General features: G+C 62.8%; 18 protein-coding genes. All 18 read right to left on the reverse strand.

Going from position 1 to position 15,813, the window contains the following annotated elements; genetic code table 11:
• Entirely contained in the window at positions 1-771 is a 771-nt protein-coding gene (locus ACKI2N_RS32260; RefSeq protein ID WP_420997921.1) for a hypothetical protein, read from the reverse strand.
• Positions 768-1,256, reverse strand: a complete 489-nt coding sequence (locus tag ACKI2N_RS32265; RefSeq protein WP_420997922.1) for a flagellar export protein FliJ — start codon at positions 1,254-1,256, stop codon at positions 768-770. The genes ACKI2N_RS32260 and ACKI2N_RS32265 overlap by 4 nt, the downstream gene beginning before the upstream one ends.
• Positions 1,249-2,616, reverse strand: a complete 1,368-nt coding sequence (locus ACKI2N_RS32270; RefSeq protein WP_420997923.1) for a FliI/YscN family ATPase — start codon at positions 2,614-2,616, stop codon at positions 1,249-1,251. Before ACKI2N_RS32270 ends, ACKI2N_RS32265 begins: the two co-directional genes overlap by 8 nt.
• The gene (locus tag ACKI2N_RS32275; protein WP_420997924.1) at positions 2,616-3,437 is read right to left on the reverse strand and encodes a FliH/SctL family protein; all 822 of its coding nucleotides are present in this window, start codon (positions 3,435-3,437) and stop codon (positions 2,616-2,618) included. The genes ACKI2N_RS32270 and ACKI2N_RS32275 overlap by 1 nt, the downstream gene beginning before the upstream one ends.
• Positions 3,434-4,105: a hypothetical protein gene (locus ACKI2N_RS32280; RefSeq protein WP_420997925.1), complete on the reverse strand. Its 672-nt coding sequence runs from the start codon at positions 4,103-4,105 to the stop codon at positions 3,434-3,436. The genes ACKI2N_RS32275 and ACKI2N_RS32280 overlap by 4 nt, the downstream gene beginning before the upstream one ends.
• A complete protein-coding gene (gene fliF, locus ACKI2N_RS32285; RefSeq protein ID WP_420997926.1) occupies positions 4,102-5,547 on the reverse strand; it encodes a flagellar basal-body MS-ring/collar protein FliF in 1,446 nt (481 codons plus the stop codon). The genes ACKI2N_RS32280 and fliF overlap by 4 nt, the downstream gene beginning before the upstream one ends.
• A 37-nt stretch (positions 5,548-5,584) precedes the next feature.
• Positions 5,585-5,917 carry a flagellar hook-basal body complex protein FliE gene (gene fliE, locus ACKI2N_RS32290; protein ID WP_420997927.1) on the reverse strand — a complete coding sequence of 111 codons (333 nt, stop codon included), beginning with the start codon at positions 5,915-5,917 and terminating at the stop codon, positions 5,585-5,587.
• On the reverse strand, positions 5,914-6,369 hold the full coding sequence (gene flgC / locus ACKI2N_RS32295; RefSeq protein ID WP_420997928.1) for a flagellar basal body rod protein FlgC: 456 nt from the start codon (positions 6,367-6,369) through the stop codon (positions 5,914-5,916). The genes fliE and flgC overlap by 4 nt, the downstream gene beginning before the upstream one ends.
• Positions 6,370-6,376: 7 nt before the next feature.
• Positions 6,377-6,760 (reverse strand): flagellar basal body rod protein FlgB, encoded by a 384-nt coding sequence (flgB, locus tag ACKI2N_RS32300; RefSeq protein WP_420997929.1) that lies wholly within the window; start codon positions 6,758-6,760, stop codon positions 6,377-6,379.
• Positions 6,761-6,853: 93 nt separating this feature from the next.
• Entirely contained in the window at positions 6,854-8,008 is a 1,155-nt protein-coding gene (locus tag ACKI2N_RS32305; protein ID WP_420997930.1) for a flagellar basal body P-ring protein FlgI, read from the reverse strand.
• A complete protein-coding gene (locus ACKI2N_RS32310; protein ID WP_420997931.1) occupies positions 8,008-8,514 on the reverse strand; it encodes a flagellar basal body L-ring protein FlgH in 507 nt (168 codons plus the stop codon). The genes ACKI2N_RS32305 and ACKI2N_RS32310 overlap by 1 nt, the downstream gene beginning before the upstream one ends.
• Before the next feature lie 124 nt (positions 8,515-8,638).
• Positions 8,639-9,628: a flagellar basal body P-ring formation chaperone FlgA gene (gene flgA / locus ACKI2N_RS32315; RefSeq protein WP_420997933.1), complete on the reverse strand. Its 990-nt coding sequence runs from the start codon at positions 9,626-9,628 to the stop codon at positions 8,639-8,641.
• Positions 9,629-9,630: 2 nt separating this feature from the next.
• On the reverse strand, positions 9,631-10,425 hold the full coding sequence (gene flgG, locus ACKI2N_RS32320) for a flagellar basal-body rod protein FlgG (RefSeq protein ID WP_420997934.1): 795 nt from the start codon (positions 10,423-10,425) through the stop codon (positions 9,631-9,633).
• A 48-nt stretch (positions 10,426-10,473) separates the two neighbouring features.
• Positions 10,474-11,241 (reverse strand): flagellar hook-basal body protein, encoded by a 768-nt coding sequence (locus ACKI2N_RS32325; protein WP_420997935.1) that lies wholly within the window; start codon positions 11,239-11,241, stop codon positions 10,474-10,476.
• A 17-nt stretch (positions 11,242-11,258) separates the two neighbouring features.
• Positions 11,259-13,310 carry a flagellar biosynthesis protein FlhA gene (flhA, locus tag ACKI2N_RS32330; protein WP_420997936.1) on the reverse strand — a complete coding sequence of 684 codons (2,052 nt, stop codon included), beginning with the start codon at positions 13,308-13,310 and terminating at the stop codon, positions 11,259-11,261.
• Entirely contained in the window at positions 13,307-14,419 is a 1,113-nt protein-coding gene (locus tag ACKI2N_RS32335) for an EscU/YscU/HrcU family type III secretion system export apparatus switch protein (RefSeq protein ID WP_420997937.1), read from the reverse strand. Before ACKI2N_RS32335 ends, flhA begins: the two co-directional genes overlap by 4 nt.
• Positions 14,419-15,141: a flagellar biosynthetic protein FliR gene (locus ACKI2N_RS32340; protein WP_426990881.1), complete on the reverse strand. Its 723-nt coding sequence runs from the start codon at positions 15,139-15,141 to the stop codon at positions 14,419-14,421. The genes ACKI2N_RS32335 and ACKI2N_RS32340 overlap by 1 nt, the downstream gene beginning before the upstream one ends.
• Before the next feature lie 69 nt (positions 15,142-15,210).
• Positions 15,211-15,477 (reverse strand): flagellar biosynthetic protein FliQ, encoded by a 267-nt coding sequence (locus tag ACKI2N_RS32345; RefSeq protein ID WP_420997939.1) that lies wholly within the window; start codon positions 15,475-15,477, stop codon positions 15,211-15,213.
• Positions 15,478-15,813 lie beyond the last annotated feature (336 nt).

Raw genomic sequence — 15,813 nt, forward strand, 5'->3', positions numbered from 1 at the left:
TTATCCTTCGTTGTGTTGGTTCGTCACGCCCGACCCCCAGGTCCGGGCGGCCTGGTCTGCCTGCCATGGTTTGCCGTTGCAGGTCACGCTGACGAGCGACCTGCCCTCCCGCGCCAGTCGGTGGCGAACCGCCGCGATCGCCTGCTCTATCTCGGTCGCCGTGCCAGTTCGCGTGCCGATCCACAAGCGCGCGCCCTCCGCGTGAAACTCAAGATGGAGCCGCAGCGGCGTTGCCTCCCCCATGCCGTCGACATCCGCGATGGAACGCTGGCCCGACGAGGCCCGCGCATGGTTCCCTGTTGTCGTCGCCGTCGTGCCAGCGGGTCCCATTGCTGCGATGCGCGCGTCTCCCATCGGAGCTTGCACCGTTTGCGCGTTGTGCAAGGCGGCGTGCTTGTCATCGCTTGCGTCAGCCCAGACTGGCACCGTGGGCACGCCCCCCCATGTCTCCGCGCGCCAGGTCTCAGCGCTTGCCGCACTCAGGCGATCCAGCGCGATGCGCGCGGCAAGCGCGGCTCCGGAGGAGGCCTTCACTAGGGGCGACTGGGCGGGTGCCGCGCTCGCCCCCGACGGCGTGGCATGCGGATGAGCACGGTAGCTCAGCGCACCCTGGAACCAGTCCTGGCGCTCGGCAAGCTCCATTTCGCGCAGCCAAGCCGAACCGCCTGAATCCTGGGACGGGCTGGTCGGTGGGGGCACCGACTCCCGGCTGGCCGCCTGCTTTGGCAAGTCCGGTAAACCGCCTTGCGGGAACGGGTTCATTGCGATCATCGGGGCGATGCCTCCTGGTCAGTCATGGCAACGGCGGCTGCTCGCCAAGCCCGGCGCGCCGTCCAGTCCTCGTCCTGTGCCGCGCCGGCGCGGCGCGCACGCTCTGCCGCATAGGCACGCCGCATGTCGGCCCTGTGCTGGTCCAGCAACTCCATGGCGCGGTGCGCCGCATTGAGAGCCTCCAAGGCTTCGTTGCGTGCCGCCACTGACCGCTCCAGTTGCCGTTTGCCTTCCTCCAGGTGAGTCCGCATCTGGCCGAGGTAACGCAGCGCGTGTCTGCGGCGGGCAAGGTCGATCACGCCACCATCGTCGGTCGAAAGCTCTCGTGCGGCCCCCGCGTAGTCCGCGTCCAGCTTCGTCTGCCGGGCCTGCTCTTGCGCCAGCGCCGCGCAGGCACGCCCCAGTGCAAGCTTCGCGGCATCGAGTTGCCATGTGGCCTGCTTCAGTACCGGATCCAGGCTATAGTGGAAACCGCGACTATCCATGTCGGCTCTCCACCTGGGGACCACCATGCATCCGCGTCGCTGCGGCGGACTGCGCAAGGGCTTGACGAAGCGCCTGCAGCGATGCGTCGCGCGACTCGCCACCCTCGCGCTGCGCAAGGAACGCGCGCAAGGCAGGGGCCACCGCCAGCGCCGCATCCAGCTCCGCATTGCCGCCCGCCTCGTAGGCGCCGATGTCAACTAGTTGTCGATTGCGCTCCAACACAGCCAGCAAGCGCACGACTTCGGTTGCCAGCGCCCGCGTGGGTGCGTCAACAAGGTCCGACATCAGGCGGCTGGCACTCTGCAACACATCGATGGCCGGATACCGGCCCTGGTGCGCGATCGCGCGGGACAATACGATATGGCCATCCAGCGTAGCGCGTAGACAGTCGGCAATCGGCTCGTTCATGTCGTCGCCTTCCACCAGCACCGTGAGCAACGCCGTGATGCTGCCGCCGCCAGCCGCCGTGCCACAGCGCTCGCACAATTGTGGCAGTTCGGCGAAAACCGATGGCGTGTACCCACGGGCGGTCGGTGGCTCGCCGGCGGACAGGCCGATTTCACGGCGTGCCATGGCCAGCCGCGTGACGGAATCCATGGTCAGCAGCACCTGCCTGCCTTCGTCGCGGAAATGCTCCGCAATGGAGATCGCAGCGTATGCGGCGTGCACGCGCGCCAGTGCTGGCTGGTCGGAAGTTGCAACTACCACCACGGATCGCCGCAGGCCCTCCTCGCCCAGTTGCTTATCGATGAACTCGCGCACTTCCCTGCCGCGCTCGCCAATCAGTGCGATCACGTTAATGTCCGCTTTGACATGGCGCGCCACCATGCCGAGCAGGGTGCTCTTGCCAACGCCGCTGCCCGCGAAGATGCCGACGCGCTGGCCCTGCCCTAACGTCAGCAGCGTGTCCAGGCTACGCACACCGGTCTCCAGCACGTGCTCGATGCGCGGTCGCTCCATCGGATTCAGGGGTCGCGCATGCAGCGGTCGACGTACCGAGCACCCTGGCCTCGGCTTCCCATCCAGGGGCTCGCCAAATCCGTCGATAACGCGTCCTAACAGCCTGACGCCAACCCCGATGCTTGCCATTCGACCCGTCGCAACCACTTCGCTACCAACGCCCAGCCCATGCGCAGCCGCATACGGCATCAGCGTCACGGCACCTGGGCGTACACCAACGATCTCCGCGTGCACTGGTGCGCCGCCGTGGCGCGGCAGGATGGTGCAGACCTCGCCGATTACCGCGTCGGGACCATCAGCTTCGATAGCCAGCCCGGACAGCTGCCGCACTGTACCTATGCGGCCAGTCAGGGCGGCGCGAAGCGTCGAGGCGCGCACGGCTGCCAGCGTTCCTGTCATTAGTCGCCATCCCGATCGGAATCGGCCGGGACCGTAGCGGCGGCCTCCCGCCATGCACGACCGAGCTTCTGCAACTGCGTCTCGATACGCGCGTCCAGCGTGCCAGCCACGGTATCGACGAGGCATCCGCCGATTGCCACACCTTCATCGGCCGCCCACGTCACCGCCGGGTAGCGCGCGGTCAGCGACGACGAATCATGGCCCGCGTGGAAGGTCGTGAAATCGTCCGGATGCAGGCGCACGCGCAGGACGGCCTTGCCTTGCAGTTCGGCGAATGCTGCCACGATCACGTGCCGGATCGCCTCAGGTTCTGGGGCAGCTGCGCCGACAATTCGGCATGTTGCCTCGTAGGCAATCGCCGCGGCCTGGGCTTCCATGCCATGCAGGCTGTCGTCCAGCTTGCGCTGGACCTGCTCCAGCACGCGGTGCGTCAGCAACGCGTGCTCGGCCAGCGCGGCATCAATCCGGGCGCGTTCGCCGGTCTGAGCGCTGACAACCTCTTCGCGGGCCGCGGCGGCGGCCTGCCCGGCAGCTTCCGCTATCTGCACGCGGGCTGCGGCCATGCCCTCGTTCATGCCACGCTCCAAACCCACCGCATAGCCACGTGCCTCGGCATCGTCCGCTGCCGGAGCACGGTCCGTCTGTTTAGCCGCGCCAGACGCCGGCATGGGTTGAACGCCCCCCGTGGCGACAGCCGGCTCCAACATCGAGGTCGGCTGTACCGCCAGCACCGGCGCGCGTGCCGGCCACCGTGGCAATGCGCGCGGTGCCTCCTCCAGCACGGCGATCTTCAGCACCCGGGATTCCTGGTCGATGTTCATTGTGTTGCCCGTCTCCATATCCTGATCCAGCCGCCGAGACGGGTACCGAACCGGTTGACGAGGCCATTCAGCGTCGCTCCCTTGGACCGTTCTTCGGTCACGTCATCTGGGTGGAATCCCTCCGCGCGCCGCAGCAACGCGCGCAGGAGCGCCTCGTCGCGCTGATGCCCGACGTCCGGCACCGAATCCATCAGCATGTGGTCTGTGATACGGCGCGCACGGACCGGGCCGAGCCGCTGCATCAGCGACGCCTTCCATGGCCATGTACTGATCGCCAGCAGTCTGGCTGCCAGTGCCACCGGCTCCCTGAGCAACAACTGCACCACGATCTCCGGCGGCAACGCGGCCACCCGGACCACCAGCGCGTCGCGCGACAGGCCGACGGCCGGATCCACGCGACGTGCGCCAACACTTTCGCCAGCGTCCACCGCTGGCAACGCCTGACGCGTCAGCTCGAGCAACTGGCGGTCTTGCGGCACGCCAAGGCGTGCCAGCTCTTCAGTCAACCGCCGGAGCGTGAGCCGGTCCGCCTTTGGAAGTTGGTCGAGCACCCATTCACGATCAGCGGCAGCCATCGCGTGTAGCGCCAGCGCAGCGCGACGCTGTCCTGCCACGACCGTGTCCTCATCCAATGTCAGATCGGGAAACGGAGAGATCGCAGCCATCATCGCCGGTCCCCGCCATGTCCTTGTCCCGGATCGTTCAACCACGATCTCAACTGCGCGAGCATGGCCTCGCGCTCCGCGCCCGTCATGGTCGCCACGCCGGCTCGTGCGCCGCTACGTAGGCGGCCGAGCCACCAACCGAACCCGCCGAACAATACGGCCGCCAGCAGTGCAGATAGCACTAGGCCGGGGCCAAAGGTGCCGGCATCCCCATGCCCGCTTGCCCGTTCGGACGCAGGCGTGGCCGCAGCTGCGGTGTCCGTGCGATCCGACGGAGACGCGTCGTCTGGCAGCATGTCGGCACCATATGCACTCATCGTCTGGACCAGTACCACATCACCGCGTTCCGCCATCGCGCCCGTCGCGGTAGCGAGCATGGCCTTGGCCTGCTCGATCTGCTCAGGGGACAGGCCGCGCTTGATGACCGCTAGTACCTGCATCCGCTTGACCGCGCCGGGCTGGCCAATCACCTGCTCGACGCGCTTGCCAACCTGATACTCGACTTCCCGCTGCGCGCTGCCGCCGACACCATCGCGGACGCTCAACGGTGCGCCGCCGTCATGGTTGCTCTCGCGCTCGCGCACCACGACGCCAGTCAGCGCCTGGTTGCCACGCCCGGGCGTACCCACCACGTCCTCCGTGGTGATCCGTACTGCGTCCATGCTCAGCGTCACATCGACGCTGGCCACCACCTGCCCTGCGCCGAACGTGCGCTCCAACACGTTAACCGCCTTTTTTGCGAGGGCGTTCTCCGTATCGCGCTTCAAGTCAAGTCGCGCCGAGCCGTCTGATCCGCCGTCGGACTGGACCGCACGGGTGAGGGCCACGCCCTGCTCATTAAGAATCGTCACGTCCTGACTAACCAACCCAGCAATGGATGCCGACACCAGTCGCTGGATGCCAGTTGTCTGCTCCGGTGCGAGCGTCTTGCCATCCTTGAGCGCAAGAGTTACGGATGCCTTCGGCTTGCTGTCGTTACGTTTGAACAACCCATCCTCCGGCAGCGCGATATGCACGCGCACCGCCTTCACATCCGAGATCGACAAGATAGTCCGCGTCAGTTCCCCCTGTAGGGCACGCTGGTAATTTACCTTCTGGGCGAACTCAGTCATGCCAAAATCGCCCCCATTGAACAATTCGAAACCCACCCCGCCGTGCAGAGGCAACTCTTTACCCATCAGCTTAAGCCGGGTCTTATGAACCACATCTCCGTCGGTCAGAATGGTCGAACCATCGTTCGATAGGCGATATGGCACCTTCATGCGGTCGAGTTCCGCTGTCATCACAGCGGCATCTTGCGGCGCCAGGTCGGCGAACAGCACCTGATCCTCAGCGGGGAGCAGCCAGACGCCTGCGAACACGGTTGCAGCGACAATCGCCGCCGCACCAATCCCCAGGCCTGCCCGGCGCACGCGAGACAATCCATTCCAGAATTCCTTCAGCACTTCGTCACCTGTTCATCCTTGCCGGTCGGTTTGCACGTCATACCTGCATGCGCATGACGTCCTGATAGGACTCGAGCATGCGGTTGCGCATCTGCAACATCAGTTGGAAAGTGATCTTGCTTTCCTCTAGGCGGATCATGACTTGATGCAGGTTCTGCACATTGCCGATTGCCAGGTTCTGCATGTCCTGCTGGCTTGTCAGCAGCGTCTGGTTGATCTGCTCCAATCCACCCGAGACCATTCCGCCAAATGACGCCTGACCGGTAGCTCCAACGAGCAACGGGTTTGCAACGACTGCCTGCGGGCTCGCTTGGCCGGCTGTCGCCGCGGCCGCAGCGGCCGCAATCTCGCCAACAGCTTCCACGTTCATGTGTTGCCTCCGATCTCCAGGGCCTTCATGGCCATCGCGCGCGCCATGTTCATCGCGGCCACGTTGGCCTCATACGCGCGCGTGGCCGACAGCATCGTCATCATCTCGGTTGCGGTGTCCACACCCGGATATGACACAAACCCCTTGGCATCCGCGTAGGGATGGCCGGGCTCGTACATCTGGCGCGGCGGCATGGCTGTGGGCTCCAGCCAAGCCACCGGCGCGGCCAGCGCGCGATCGATCATATTGGTGAAGGCCCCCGCATCCATCGAGGGACCCGGAATCGCGAATGGTCCCTGCGCGTAGGACACCACACGCATTGGCTGGTAGGGCGCGCCAACGGCGCCGAGCACCGAATTGGCATTGGCAATGTTCAGCGCGGACACATCCACACGCATGCGCTCCAGGCTCATGCCCAGCGCGCTAACTGCAAAGGATTGCTGGTAATCCATGTGATACCTATCGCTTACCGTCGGAGACGGCGCTGGTGAGAATCGAGTAATGCTTGTCGAGCGCGGTAGCAAGGGCCTGGTAGTGCAGCGCGTTCTCGGACATTGCGGCAACCTCCTGGTCCGGTTGTACTGTGTCCATCACCCCGCTGGCGTCACGGGCTTGGCGCAAGTCCATGCTGACCGCCAGCAGTGTCGCCGGGTCCGTACCGGCACCACCCCGCCCCGGCATCGCGAGTGCATCCAGGTGCGCTGAAAATTGCAGGCGCATAGGCACGTAGCCGGGTGTATTGACATTGGCGATGTTCGCGGCGATGACGCGCTGCTGCATCGATGCGGCATCGAGCGCCGCGGACAGCGCTGCCGTGGTCAGACCTTCAATCCCTGTAATCATGGTGTCTTCCGGTTTCCCATCATGTATTGCTTCACGTCTGCCTTGCTCTTCTTGTCCAGTGCTCCGCGGCATATCCTGCGCATCGCTCGGTTGCTATTGCACGACCAGTTCGGCGTGCAACGCGCCGGCTGCCTTGACCGCGCGCAGGATCGAGATGATGTCCCGCGTGTTGGTCTTCATCTGGGCCAGCGACTGGACCAGATCCGCGACCGTGTTGTTGGTTGCAGCGACAAACGCTGGTGAATTGCGTTCGTCCACGTCCACACGTGTGTTGGTCACGATGGCTGTCCGCACGCCTGGCCCAGCCTGCCGCACCAGCAATGGCTGCGATGCCATGTTCTCACTGACAATGGAAATCTTTAGGTCTCCATGAGAAATGGCCACCTTATCGATACGGACGTCGCCTCCCGTAACCACCGTGCCTGTACGTTCGTTGATGACCACCTTGGCGCGTCGGTCCGGCTCCACGGTGACGTTCTCGATGCGGGAGTAGAAACCCACAGGGTGCGCCCGCAGCGCATCGGGAATACTGATTTCGATGCCGGTGGCATCGCGCGCCTCCGCCAGTGACGCGCCAAGTTGCGCGTTGATGGCATTGGCAACGCGGTTTGCGGTGGTGTAGTCAGGCTCGGCTAGCACGAAGGTCACGTTTTGGCGCTCGTCGACCATGTTGGCCTGGACTCCCACCTCTACGGTCGCCCCGGCCGGGATTGAACCCACGGTCGGATGGTTCTTCTGTACCACGTTACCGTTGGCGTCATAGCGATAGCCGCCGACGGATAGCGGGCCCTGCGCCAAGGCATAGACCCGACCATTGGGGGCCTTCATCGGTGTCAGCAACAAGGTGCCCCCGACCAGACTGCGTGCGTCCCCGGCTGAGGTGACCGTGACGTCGACAGTATCGCCTTCACGCGCGAACGTCGGTAACGACGCCGTAACCATGACCACGGCGACGTTGCGGCTCTGAACCTGTTCCGGGGCTACGGTCATGTTGAACTGCGAAAATACATTGGCCAGGGCCTGCCTCGTCGAACGATTCGTGGGCGCGTCGCCGGTACCGGCCAGGCCAGTCACAACACCATAGCCAACCAGCGCGTTCTCGCGCCAACCGTGCAACTTGCCGAGGTCCTTGACTCGCACCGGGGCCTCCGTGGCCGCTTGCGCGCCCACGGCACCGAGCAGCAGAGCTGCGGCGGCAAGCGTACCGCCACAAGCTGTCATCCATCGCTTGCGCAACATGCCGTTCATTACAGTCCCAACCAATCGATCACCTTGCGCCACCAGGCGCGCGTCTGTCGTTCCGACAGGTCGCCATCGCCCACGTAAGTAATCTTTGCGTCCGCGATCCGCGTGGACAGCACGACGTTTCCATCGGAAATATCCAGCGGTCGCACGCGGCCCTCGAGGTTGATGCGCTGCTGCTCGCCATTGATGACCAGCAATTGCTCGCCTGCAACACGCAAGTCGCCGTTGGGAAGAATTTCCTGCACGCGAACCGTGAGCAACGCGAGTACCTTGCCCGTGCGGCTGGTGCGTCCACCGCCATCGAAGTCTCCCCCCACGGCCAGATTGGCGGTGAACGGCGGCGTGCGGGACACCGTAAGGTTGCCTCCGACGTCGTTCTTGCGGCGCGTGGCCGTGTCGGCATTGGCGGCGGCTGATGCGTTCTCGTAGACCTGCACGGTAATGACGTCGTCAAGCCGGAACGCCTTGTTGTCGGCAGTCAGCGGACGGAATCGTTGTTCGGAGTACAAGCTCTCCGCATTGACGCATGTGCTAGCAACGAGCAGCGCCACGGCACACAGGCGCATGATTCGGCGTGACCAATCAGTTCTGGACATGGTTTCGATGTGTTCCCTATACCCTTCGTATCGGCATCTACTGCACCAACTCGACATGGCCGCCGTCGATGACGCGGGCCATAATGGAATCCTTCGCAGCAGGCATGCGTACGCGCACATGGCCCCCCCGCCAACCGTCTTGCAGTACCTCGGCGCGTGCTTCCAGAGCAATGGCACCCATATGGCTACGCAAGACGACAGTCTGGCCACGTACTACAGCGGGCGCGGCCTCCACCGCGGCCGCAAGCAGGGGAGTCGCCGCCAGGACCGTGTGGCGCACGCGCCCTCCTTCGGGCACCACGGCGAGCGGCACGCCGCCCGCGCGGGCGATATCGATCACGCGAGGCTCGAAGGCGCTGGCCTGCAAGGTCTCGCCGGCGCGCACATCGCGCTGCGCCACCCAGCCTTGCTGGTAGACGCTGACCTCGAAGGAAACCGGGACGGTCCGCACGAAGACACCGCCAACCCATACATCTAGCCAAACCACCATCCGCCGCGTGGGTAAAAGGTTGTCGGGCAACTCCCGGGCTCGCACCTCCACGTCACCGGCGGGCACCTGCAGCACGCTGACGTCTTGGGTGGCCGCCAAGCTGAAGCGCTGGTAGCGCCCCCTCAGCCATCCGTCCAACTGCTCGCGCGCTGCACCGACAAGCCGATCTCCCGCAATTGACTGCGTGGCACGCTCGATGCGAACGCTCTGCGCGCCCTCCCATTCGATCGCACCTTCTGCCACCCGGAGCCGGGCCTGGGCGAACCGGGCGATCATGCGCCGATCTAGGACTACCGCGTCGCCTGCCCTGGGAGCCGGCCCGATCGATAGCGACATTAGTTGGCGAAGTGTGTCCAGGTCGCCGCTGCGTAATTGTGCGACATCGCCAAGCAACACCTCGGGCCGCCGAACCTGTACTTGGTCGGCGAGCGCGACGTGCGCGCTAGCACCCGCCCGTGCGTGCGCAGGCAGCAGCGCCGCCAACGCTAGCATCCACGTCAGGGCAAGCATGGATCGGCAGGGAGCGACCTGATTCACGTTCATCGCCGCAGATTGTTGACCATGCCGAGCATCTCGTCCGACGCCTGCGCGATCTTGACGTTGGCCTCATACGCGCGCTGCGCAATCATAAGGCCCACCATCTCGTCGACAAGCTTGACGTTGGACCCTTCCAGAAAACCCTGCTGGATCTGCGATGTACCGTCATCGCCCGCACGCATGGCAATAGGTTCGCCTGCGTTCTCATTAGTGCGGTACAGGTTGTCTCCCATCGCGGTCACAGCGCCCGCGTTCGGGAACCTGACGAGTTCAAGCTGGCCGGCGTCCGTCGGTGTGGTCTGCCCGCTTAGGCGCACCATTACATGTCCATCGGCTCCGATCTGCATGTCCGTCGCGTTCTCCGGGATGGCTATGCCGGGCTTGAGCGCGTAGCCAGTTTGTGTGGCGAGCATGCCGTCCTGGTTGACCTTCAGCGTCCCGCCGCGCGTGAACGCGCGGGTGCCATCTGGCATTTGGACTTCAATGAACCCCTGGCCGGCAATAGCGACGTCAAATGCCGAGTCAGTCTTCTTCAGATCACCAACGTCGAGCACCTTGTCCATGTTAGCGATACCCACGCCGACACCGACCCGGGTGGTGGCGCCGCTAACGCCGGCAGCCGCATCCCCGGCAATGCCCAGAAGCTTGGTGGCGTCCTGCGTGATCAGGTCAGAAAAGCTCACGCGGCCCTTCTTGAATCCGGGCGTGTTGACGTTGGCTAGGTTATTGGCAATAGTATCCACGTTGGTCTGCTGCGCCTGCATGCCTGTCGCCGCAATGAAGAGTGCATCCAGCATCTTGTCCTCCTTCCTTTGCTTGTTTATCTGCCCGGGTTCCGTGCCGTATTACATCTCACCCAGCTTGCGAATCGCATTGCCGGTCATCTCATCGTAGTGCTGCGTCACTTTCTGCATCGATTCGAAATGTCGCATCGTCCGGATCAGTTCCGTCATCTCGGCCAAGGAGTTAACGTTGCTGTTCTCGAGGAACCCCTGCCGAACCACGGTCGCGCCTTCCTGCACCAGCGTCATGCCGGCGCCCTGCTCCCACATCCCGTCGCCAAGCCGCTTGAGTGCTTTCGGATCGGCAAATGTCACCAGCTTTAACTGCGCCACCACATTGCCGTTCTCCCGCACCACGCCAGTGCTGTCGATGATGGGGGTGGATGTGGTTAGTACGATTTCGCCACCACGGCCCATAACAGCGTTTCCGTTCGCCGTCACCAACCGGCCCCTCACGTCTAGCCTGAACTGCCCATCACGCGTATAGGCGGGGCCAGCTTCTGTAGCGACTTCAAAAAACTCTTGTCCCGTCAGCGCCACGTCCAGTTTCTGGCCCGTGGCTCGCAGCGTGCCGGCACGCGTGTCGGTCAGCGACAGCGGTGTCAATGCCGCCTGCCTGCCCGAGGTGTATGCGCCGGTTGTCGCTCCATCGCCCATCGCCAGATGGGCGGCAAACGGCAAGGCATTGAACAGTACCTGAGTGGACTGCATGGCACCGACGTCGCGCCGATATCCCGGGCTCGCCGCATTGGCAAGATTCATTGCGATCCGGTCCAACTGACTAGCATCCTGCTGCATTCCCAACAGAGCCACGCCCAGTGTCTGTTGCACGATTGTCTTCCTTCTGGCTAGAGAGTTACGATGCCGAACGACTTCAACTCGATGGCATGCGGCACCTCCGCCATCGAAATCACACGCAGATGCGGCAACACCCGCTCCGACAAGCTTCGGATATGCCGGCGTAATTCCGGCGAACACAACACCACAGGCAAGAGATTACTTTTCATCATCTTCTCCGCCTGAAACACCAAGCGCTGGATGAATTGCTCCGCCATGCGCGGCTCCAATGCAAAATGCCCGCCGGGTTCGGCCGCCTGCAAACCTTGTAGGAAACTTGCCTCCATGGTGGCATCAAGTGTCAGCACCTGAAGCGCTCCGGCATCGCCGACCAACGCCTGGCAGATAGCATGGCCCAGCCGCTGGCGTACGGCCTCGGTCAACGCAAGCGAGTCCTTGGTAGTGCGCCCCACATCGGCGAGAGTCTCCAGGATGGCCTCGATATGCCGGATACTGACCTTCTCCCGTAATAGGTTCTGCATCACCTTCTGTACGTCGCCCAGAGACAGCACGGTAGGGATCAATTCTTCAACCAGACCTGGATGCGATTCCCGGACCCGTGCAAGCAACCGCTCCGTATCGGCGCGGGTCAGCAATGTGGCCGACTCCCGTCGCAGAACTTCGGTGAGGTGCGTCAGGAAGACGGTTTGCGCATCGACCAGGGTAAAACGAGCAGCAGTGGCCGCCTCGCGCTGTTCCGGCCCGATCCAGAGCGCAGGCAAACCGTAGGTAGGGTCCTTGGTAATCTCGCCAGGAATGGCTCGCGTGTCACCGGAAGGATGGATTGCCAGCAGGCGCTCCATCTGTACATCGGCTTTCGCTCGGACCACGCCGTCGACGTGGATCTCGTATTGCGACGGCCCCATGCGCGCCCCCTCGCGGAACCGCACGGGTGGCAGCACCAGCCCAAGCTCCTGTGCGTGCTGCTTGCGGAACAGCGCGATGCGATCCATGAACAAGCCGCCGTCCTTGCGAACAAGGGGCAACCATTGTGTTCCCACGTGTACCTCGATGGGCTCGACAGCCAGTGCTGCATAGGTGTCGCTATCCGCTTTCGCCGCGCCATTGGCACCCTCGTCAGCCTCTTCCGCCGGGGCGGCCTCTGCCTTGCGAGATCGATATGCAAAGAATGCAATAGCCAGCACGCAGGCCAGCAGTACAACCACCGGCAACGCGGGAATACCGGGCAGCATGACCAGTCCCCCGAGGGCACAGGCCACCAGCAGCAACGTCTTCGGAAATGATGTCACCTGACGCAGCACTTCATGGCTCAGGTTAGAATCGGAGGCCGACCGCGTGACGATGATACCCGTGCCAACGGCAATGACCAGCGCGGGTACTTGTGTCACGATGCCGTCCCCGATGGTCAATAGCGTGTAGGTCTGCAGCGCCTCTGACCACCGCATACCGAATTGCATCGTGCCGATGACCAAGCCCCCGATGATATTGATCAACATGATGATGATGCCCGCGATCGCATCACCCTTGACGAACTTGCTAGCGCCGTCCATCGCTCCATAGAAGGCGGCTTCCTTCTCTAGGTTCTTCCGGCGACGTTGCGCTTCCTCTTGATCGATGAACCCCATATTGAGATCGGCATCGATGCTCATCTGCTGGCCCGGCATGCTGTCTAACGTAAAGCGCGCGGCCACCTCCGACACGCGCTGCGCGCCGCTGGTCACTACCACGTACTGCACGACGATGAGGATCAGGAAAACGATGAGGCCGATCACGTAGTTGCCGCCGACTACGTAGGAACCTATTGCCGCAATGACGCGCCCAGCGTCGGCGTCGGACAGAATCAGGCGCGTTGCTGCAACGTTGAGTGAGAGCCGGAATAACGTAGCGATCAGCAAGAGCGACGGAAAGGTGGAGAACTCCACCGGCCTAGCCATGTAAAACGTCAGCAGCAATATAAGGAAGGCGAAAGAGAAATTCGTCAGGATGAGGAAGTCCAGCACCCCGCGCGGAATCGGCGCGAAAAGAACCAGCAAGATCCCCAGCACCAACGCGACAAGGACGATGTCGCCCTGCCGAGCGAACAGGCGTTGTAACATCTTCATTTGATCGCCTCTCGCTCCGGACTTCCGGTAGCCAACTGCAACGCGGCCCTACGCGAGCGCTGCATCGCCAACACCCACACCATGATCCTGGCAACGTCCGCGTACAGGGACTGCGGTACATGGTGACCGATGTCGAGCTGCCGGAACAAGGCACGCGCGAGCGGGCGGTTCTCCACGACAGGCACGCCATGCTGGTGGGCGATCCGGCGAATGGCCAGCGCGAGCGGCCCACCGCCCTTGGCGACAACCCTAGGCGATTCCATCTGGCCATGGCGATATTCGAGCGCGACCGCAAGATGGGTCGGGTTGGCAATGACCACGTCCGCGCCCGCCGCGCGTGTCAGCGTTGCAGAGCGCCTGCGCATCTGCTGACGGATTTCGCGCTGCCTGGCCCGCACGCGGGGATCGCCTTCGCGCTGCTTATGCTCGTCGCGCACTTCGCGTTTGCTCATTCGCATTCGGTTGGCAAACTGGCGCCGCATGAAAAGAATATCCACCGCCGCGATCAGCAACAGGATCATTGCGATCCGAAAACCAACAGACGCGATATCGCCGACCACGACCTCGATATAGCGGCGGGGCTGCAACGCGGCCAGATGGTGGAACTGGGGAAGAAGTGCGGCCAGCGCATAGTAGATAACAAGCACTAGCAACGTCAGCTTCACGCAAGCACGTAGTGCCTCGAACAACGTCCGCATGGTGAACAAGCGACGGAGCCCCGTTACTGGATTGAGGCGGGTCCAGTCAGGCTGCAACACTTTCGGCGCGAACATCAGTCCGGTTTGAAGCACATTACCCGCTATTGCGGCAATCACGATCATCGCCAGGAAGGATGCCAGCGACGCGCCGATGTGTTCGAGCGAACTTCCGATTAGCGTCCACAACTGCGCGACGCTCTCCGCTTGGGAAACTCGCTGCAGGATTCCCAGGTCGAAACGAAACTGCGCCAGGACCCCCTCGATTCCACGCGCGTTCAGGCACGCAATGGCCGTGACAAAGACGCACAGGGCCGTGATCTCAGTGCTTTTGGCAACCTGCCCCTGCTCGCGCGCGCGCTCCAGCTTGTATGCCGAAGCCGTCTCGCTCTTGTCAAAGTCCTCGTCGGCCATTACCGGAACAACGCCTCCCAGCCGCGAAACACCGAAGTAAAGATCCTGCTAACGACATCGCCAGCGCCACCGATCCAGGCGGCCAACGCGGACAGGCCCACGATGACCTTGACCGGCATACCCATCACGAACATATTCATTTGTGGCAGGTTGCGCGCCACCACGCCAAGACCAAGCTCCACCAGTAACAGGCACGTCACCACGGGGGCTACCAAAGAAAAACCAAGTGCAAACACGCCAGCGGCATGCCGCAAGACAACAGGCAGGCTTTCGGACAACGGCCAGGGTTCACCCATCGGAAACTGCTCGAAGCTATAGGCAAGGGCACGTAGCACCGTGTGGTGGCCATTGACGGCAAAGAAACAAAGCAAGCCCAACTGGCTGAACGCGCCAGTTAGGATGGGAAGGTTCTGCCGCGTTGCGGGATCGAACAACTGGCCAATACCGAAGCCGATCTGAATGTCCAAGATGCGCCCAGCGACTGAGAACGTGGCAAACGCCAGGGTGACTCCCAGGGCCAGTACCACGCCGATCGAAAATTCGATTCCCACCGCACGCAGCAAGTCGCTGGCATCAACTGCGCCGCGCAGGGTCGTATTGGGCAGCACCCCTCCCAAGGCAACGGCAAGCCCCAGCACAAGCATGATACGGACCGAGGCCGGCATGGGCATGCCGGTCAGGATCGGCGTCATGGCGAATACCATGCCGATACGTATGCTCATCAACAACACGGATGCCACCCACGGCCCGTACCACGCGAGGCTGCCTGCGGAAAACATGCGGGACCGCCGTCAGAACAGGCTTGGGATGCTTGCCCAGAGTTGCGCCGAATAGCTTGTCAGCTGCCGCAACATCCAGGGGCCGAGGGCAATGAGGACAATGCCCGTCGCAACAAGCTTCGGGACAAAAGTGAGTGACATTTCCTGAACTTGCGTGACCACCTGTAGAAGACTGATTGCCAGTCCCACAGCCATGATCACGGCGAGTAAGGGCAGGCATATCGTCAGGCCTGTCCATAGCAAACTTGCCATCATCCGCAACGCAAGATCCGCGTGCATTGTCGACCCCTTCACAACTGATTTCGGCTTATGTTTTTTACGTCGACCGTTGCTCTCTTGGCTCTTGTAAAGCCAGCGGCAACGTATCGCGTAATCTATGTTTTCGGTTGCTGTCGCTCCCACACGACAGCAACTGGCATGTCAGTGCATCACGTTCGCCTCATGCGTTCGTGTGTGCGCCATCAATGCGGCGAGTGTCATTGTGCAATTAAAGAAAGAAAATTCACAAGCCCAACTTTTGGCGGGATCAATGCAAACATCAACACGAGTTTGTCGCGTCGATTGCATCAGTTTTGACATTGCTTTCTTTATGCGAAGCGCGATTGCGGGCGGCCC

The sequence above is a fragment of the Cupriavidus sp. 30B13 genome, from assembly GCF_049059565.2.
Taxonomy (GTDB): domain Bacteria; phylum Pseudomonadota; class Gammaproteobacteria; order Burkholderiales; family Burkholderiaceae; genus Cupriavidus.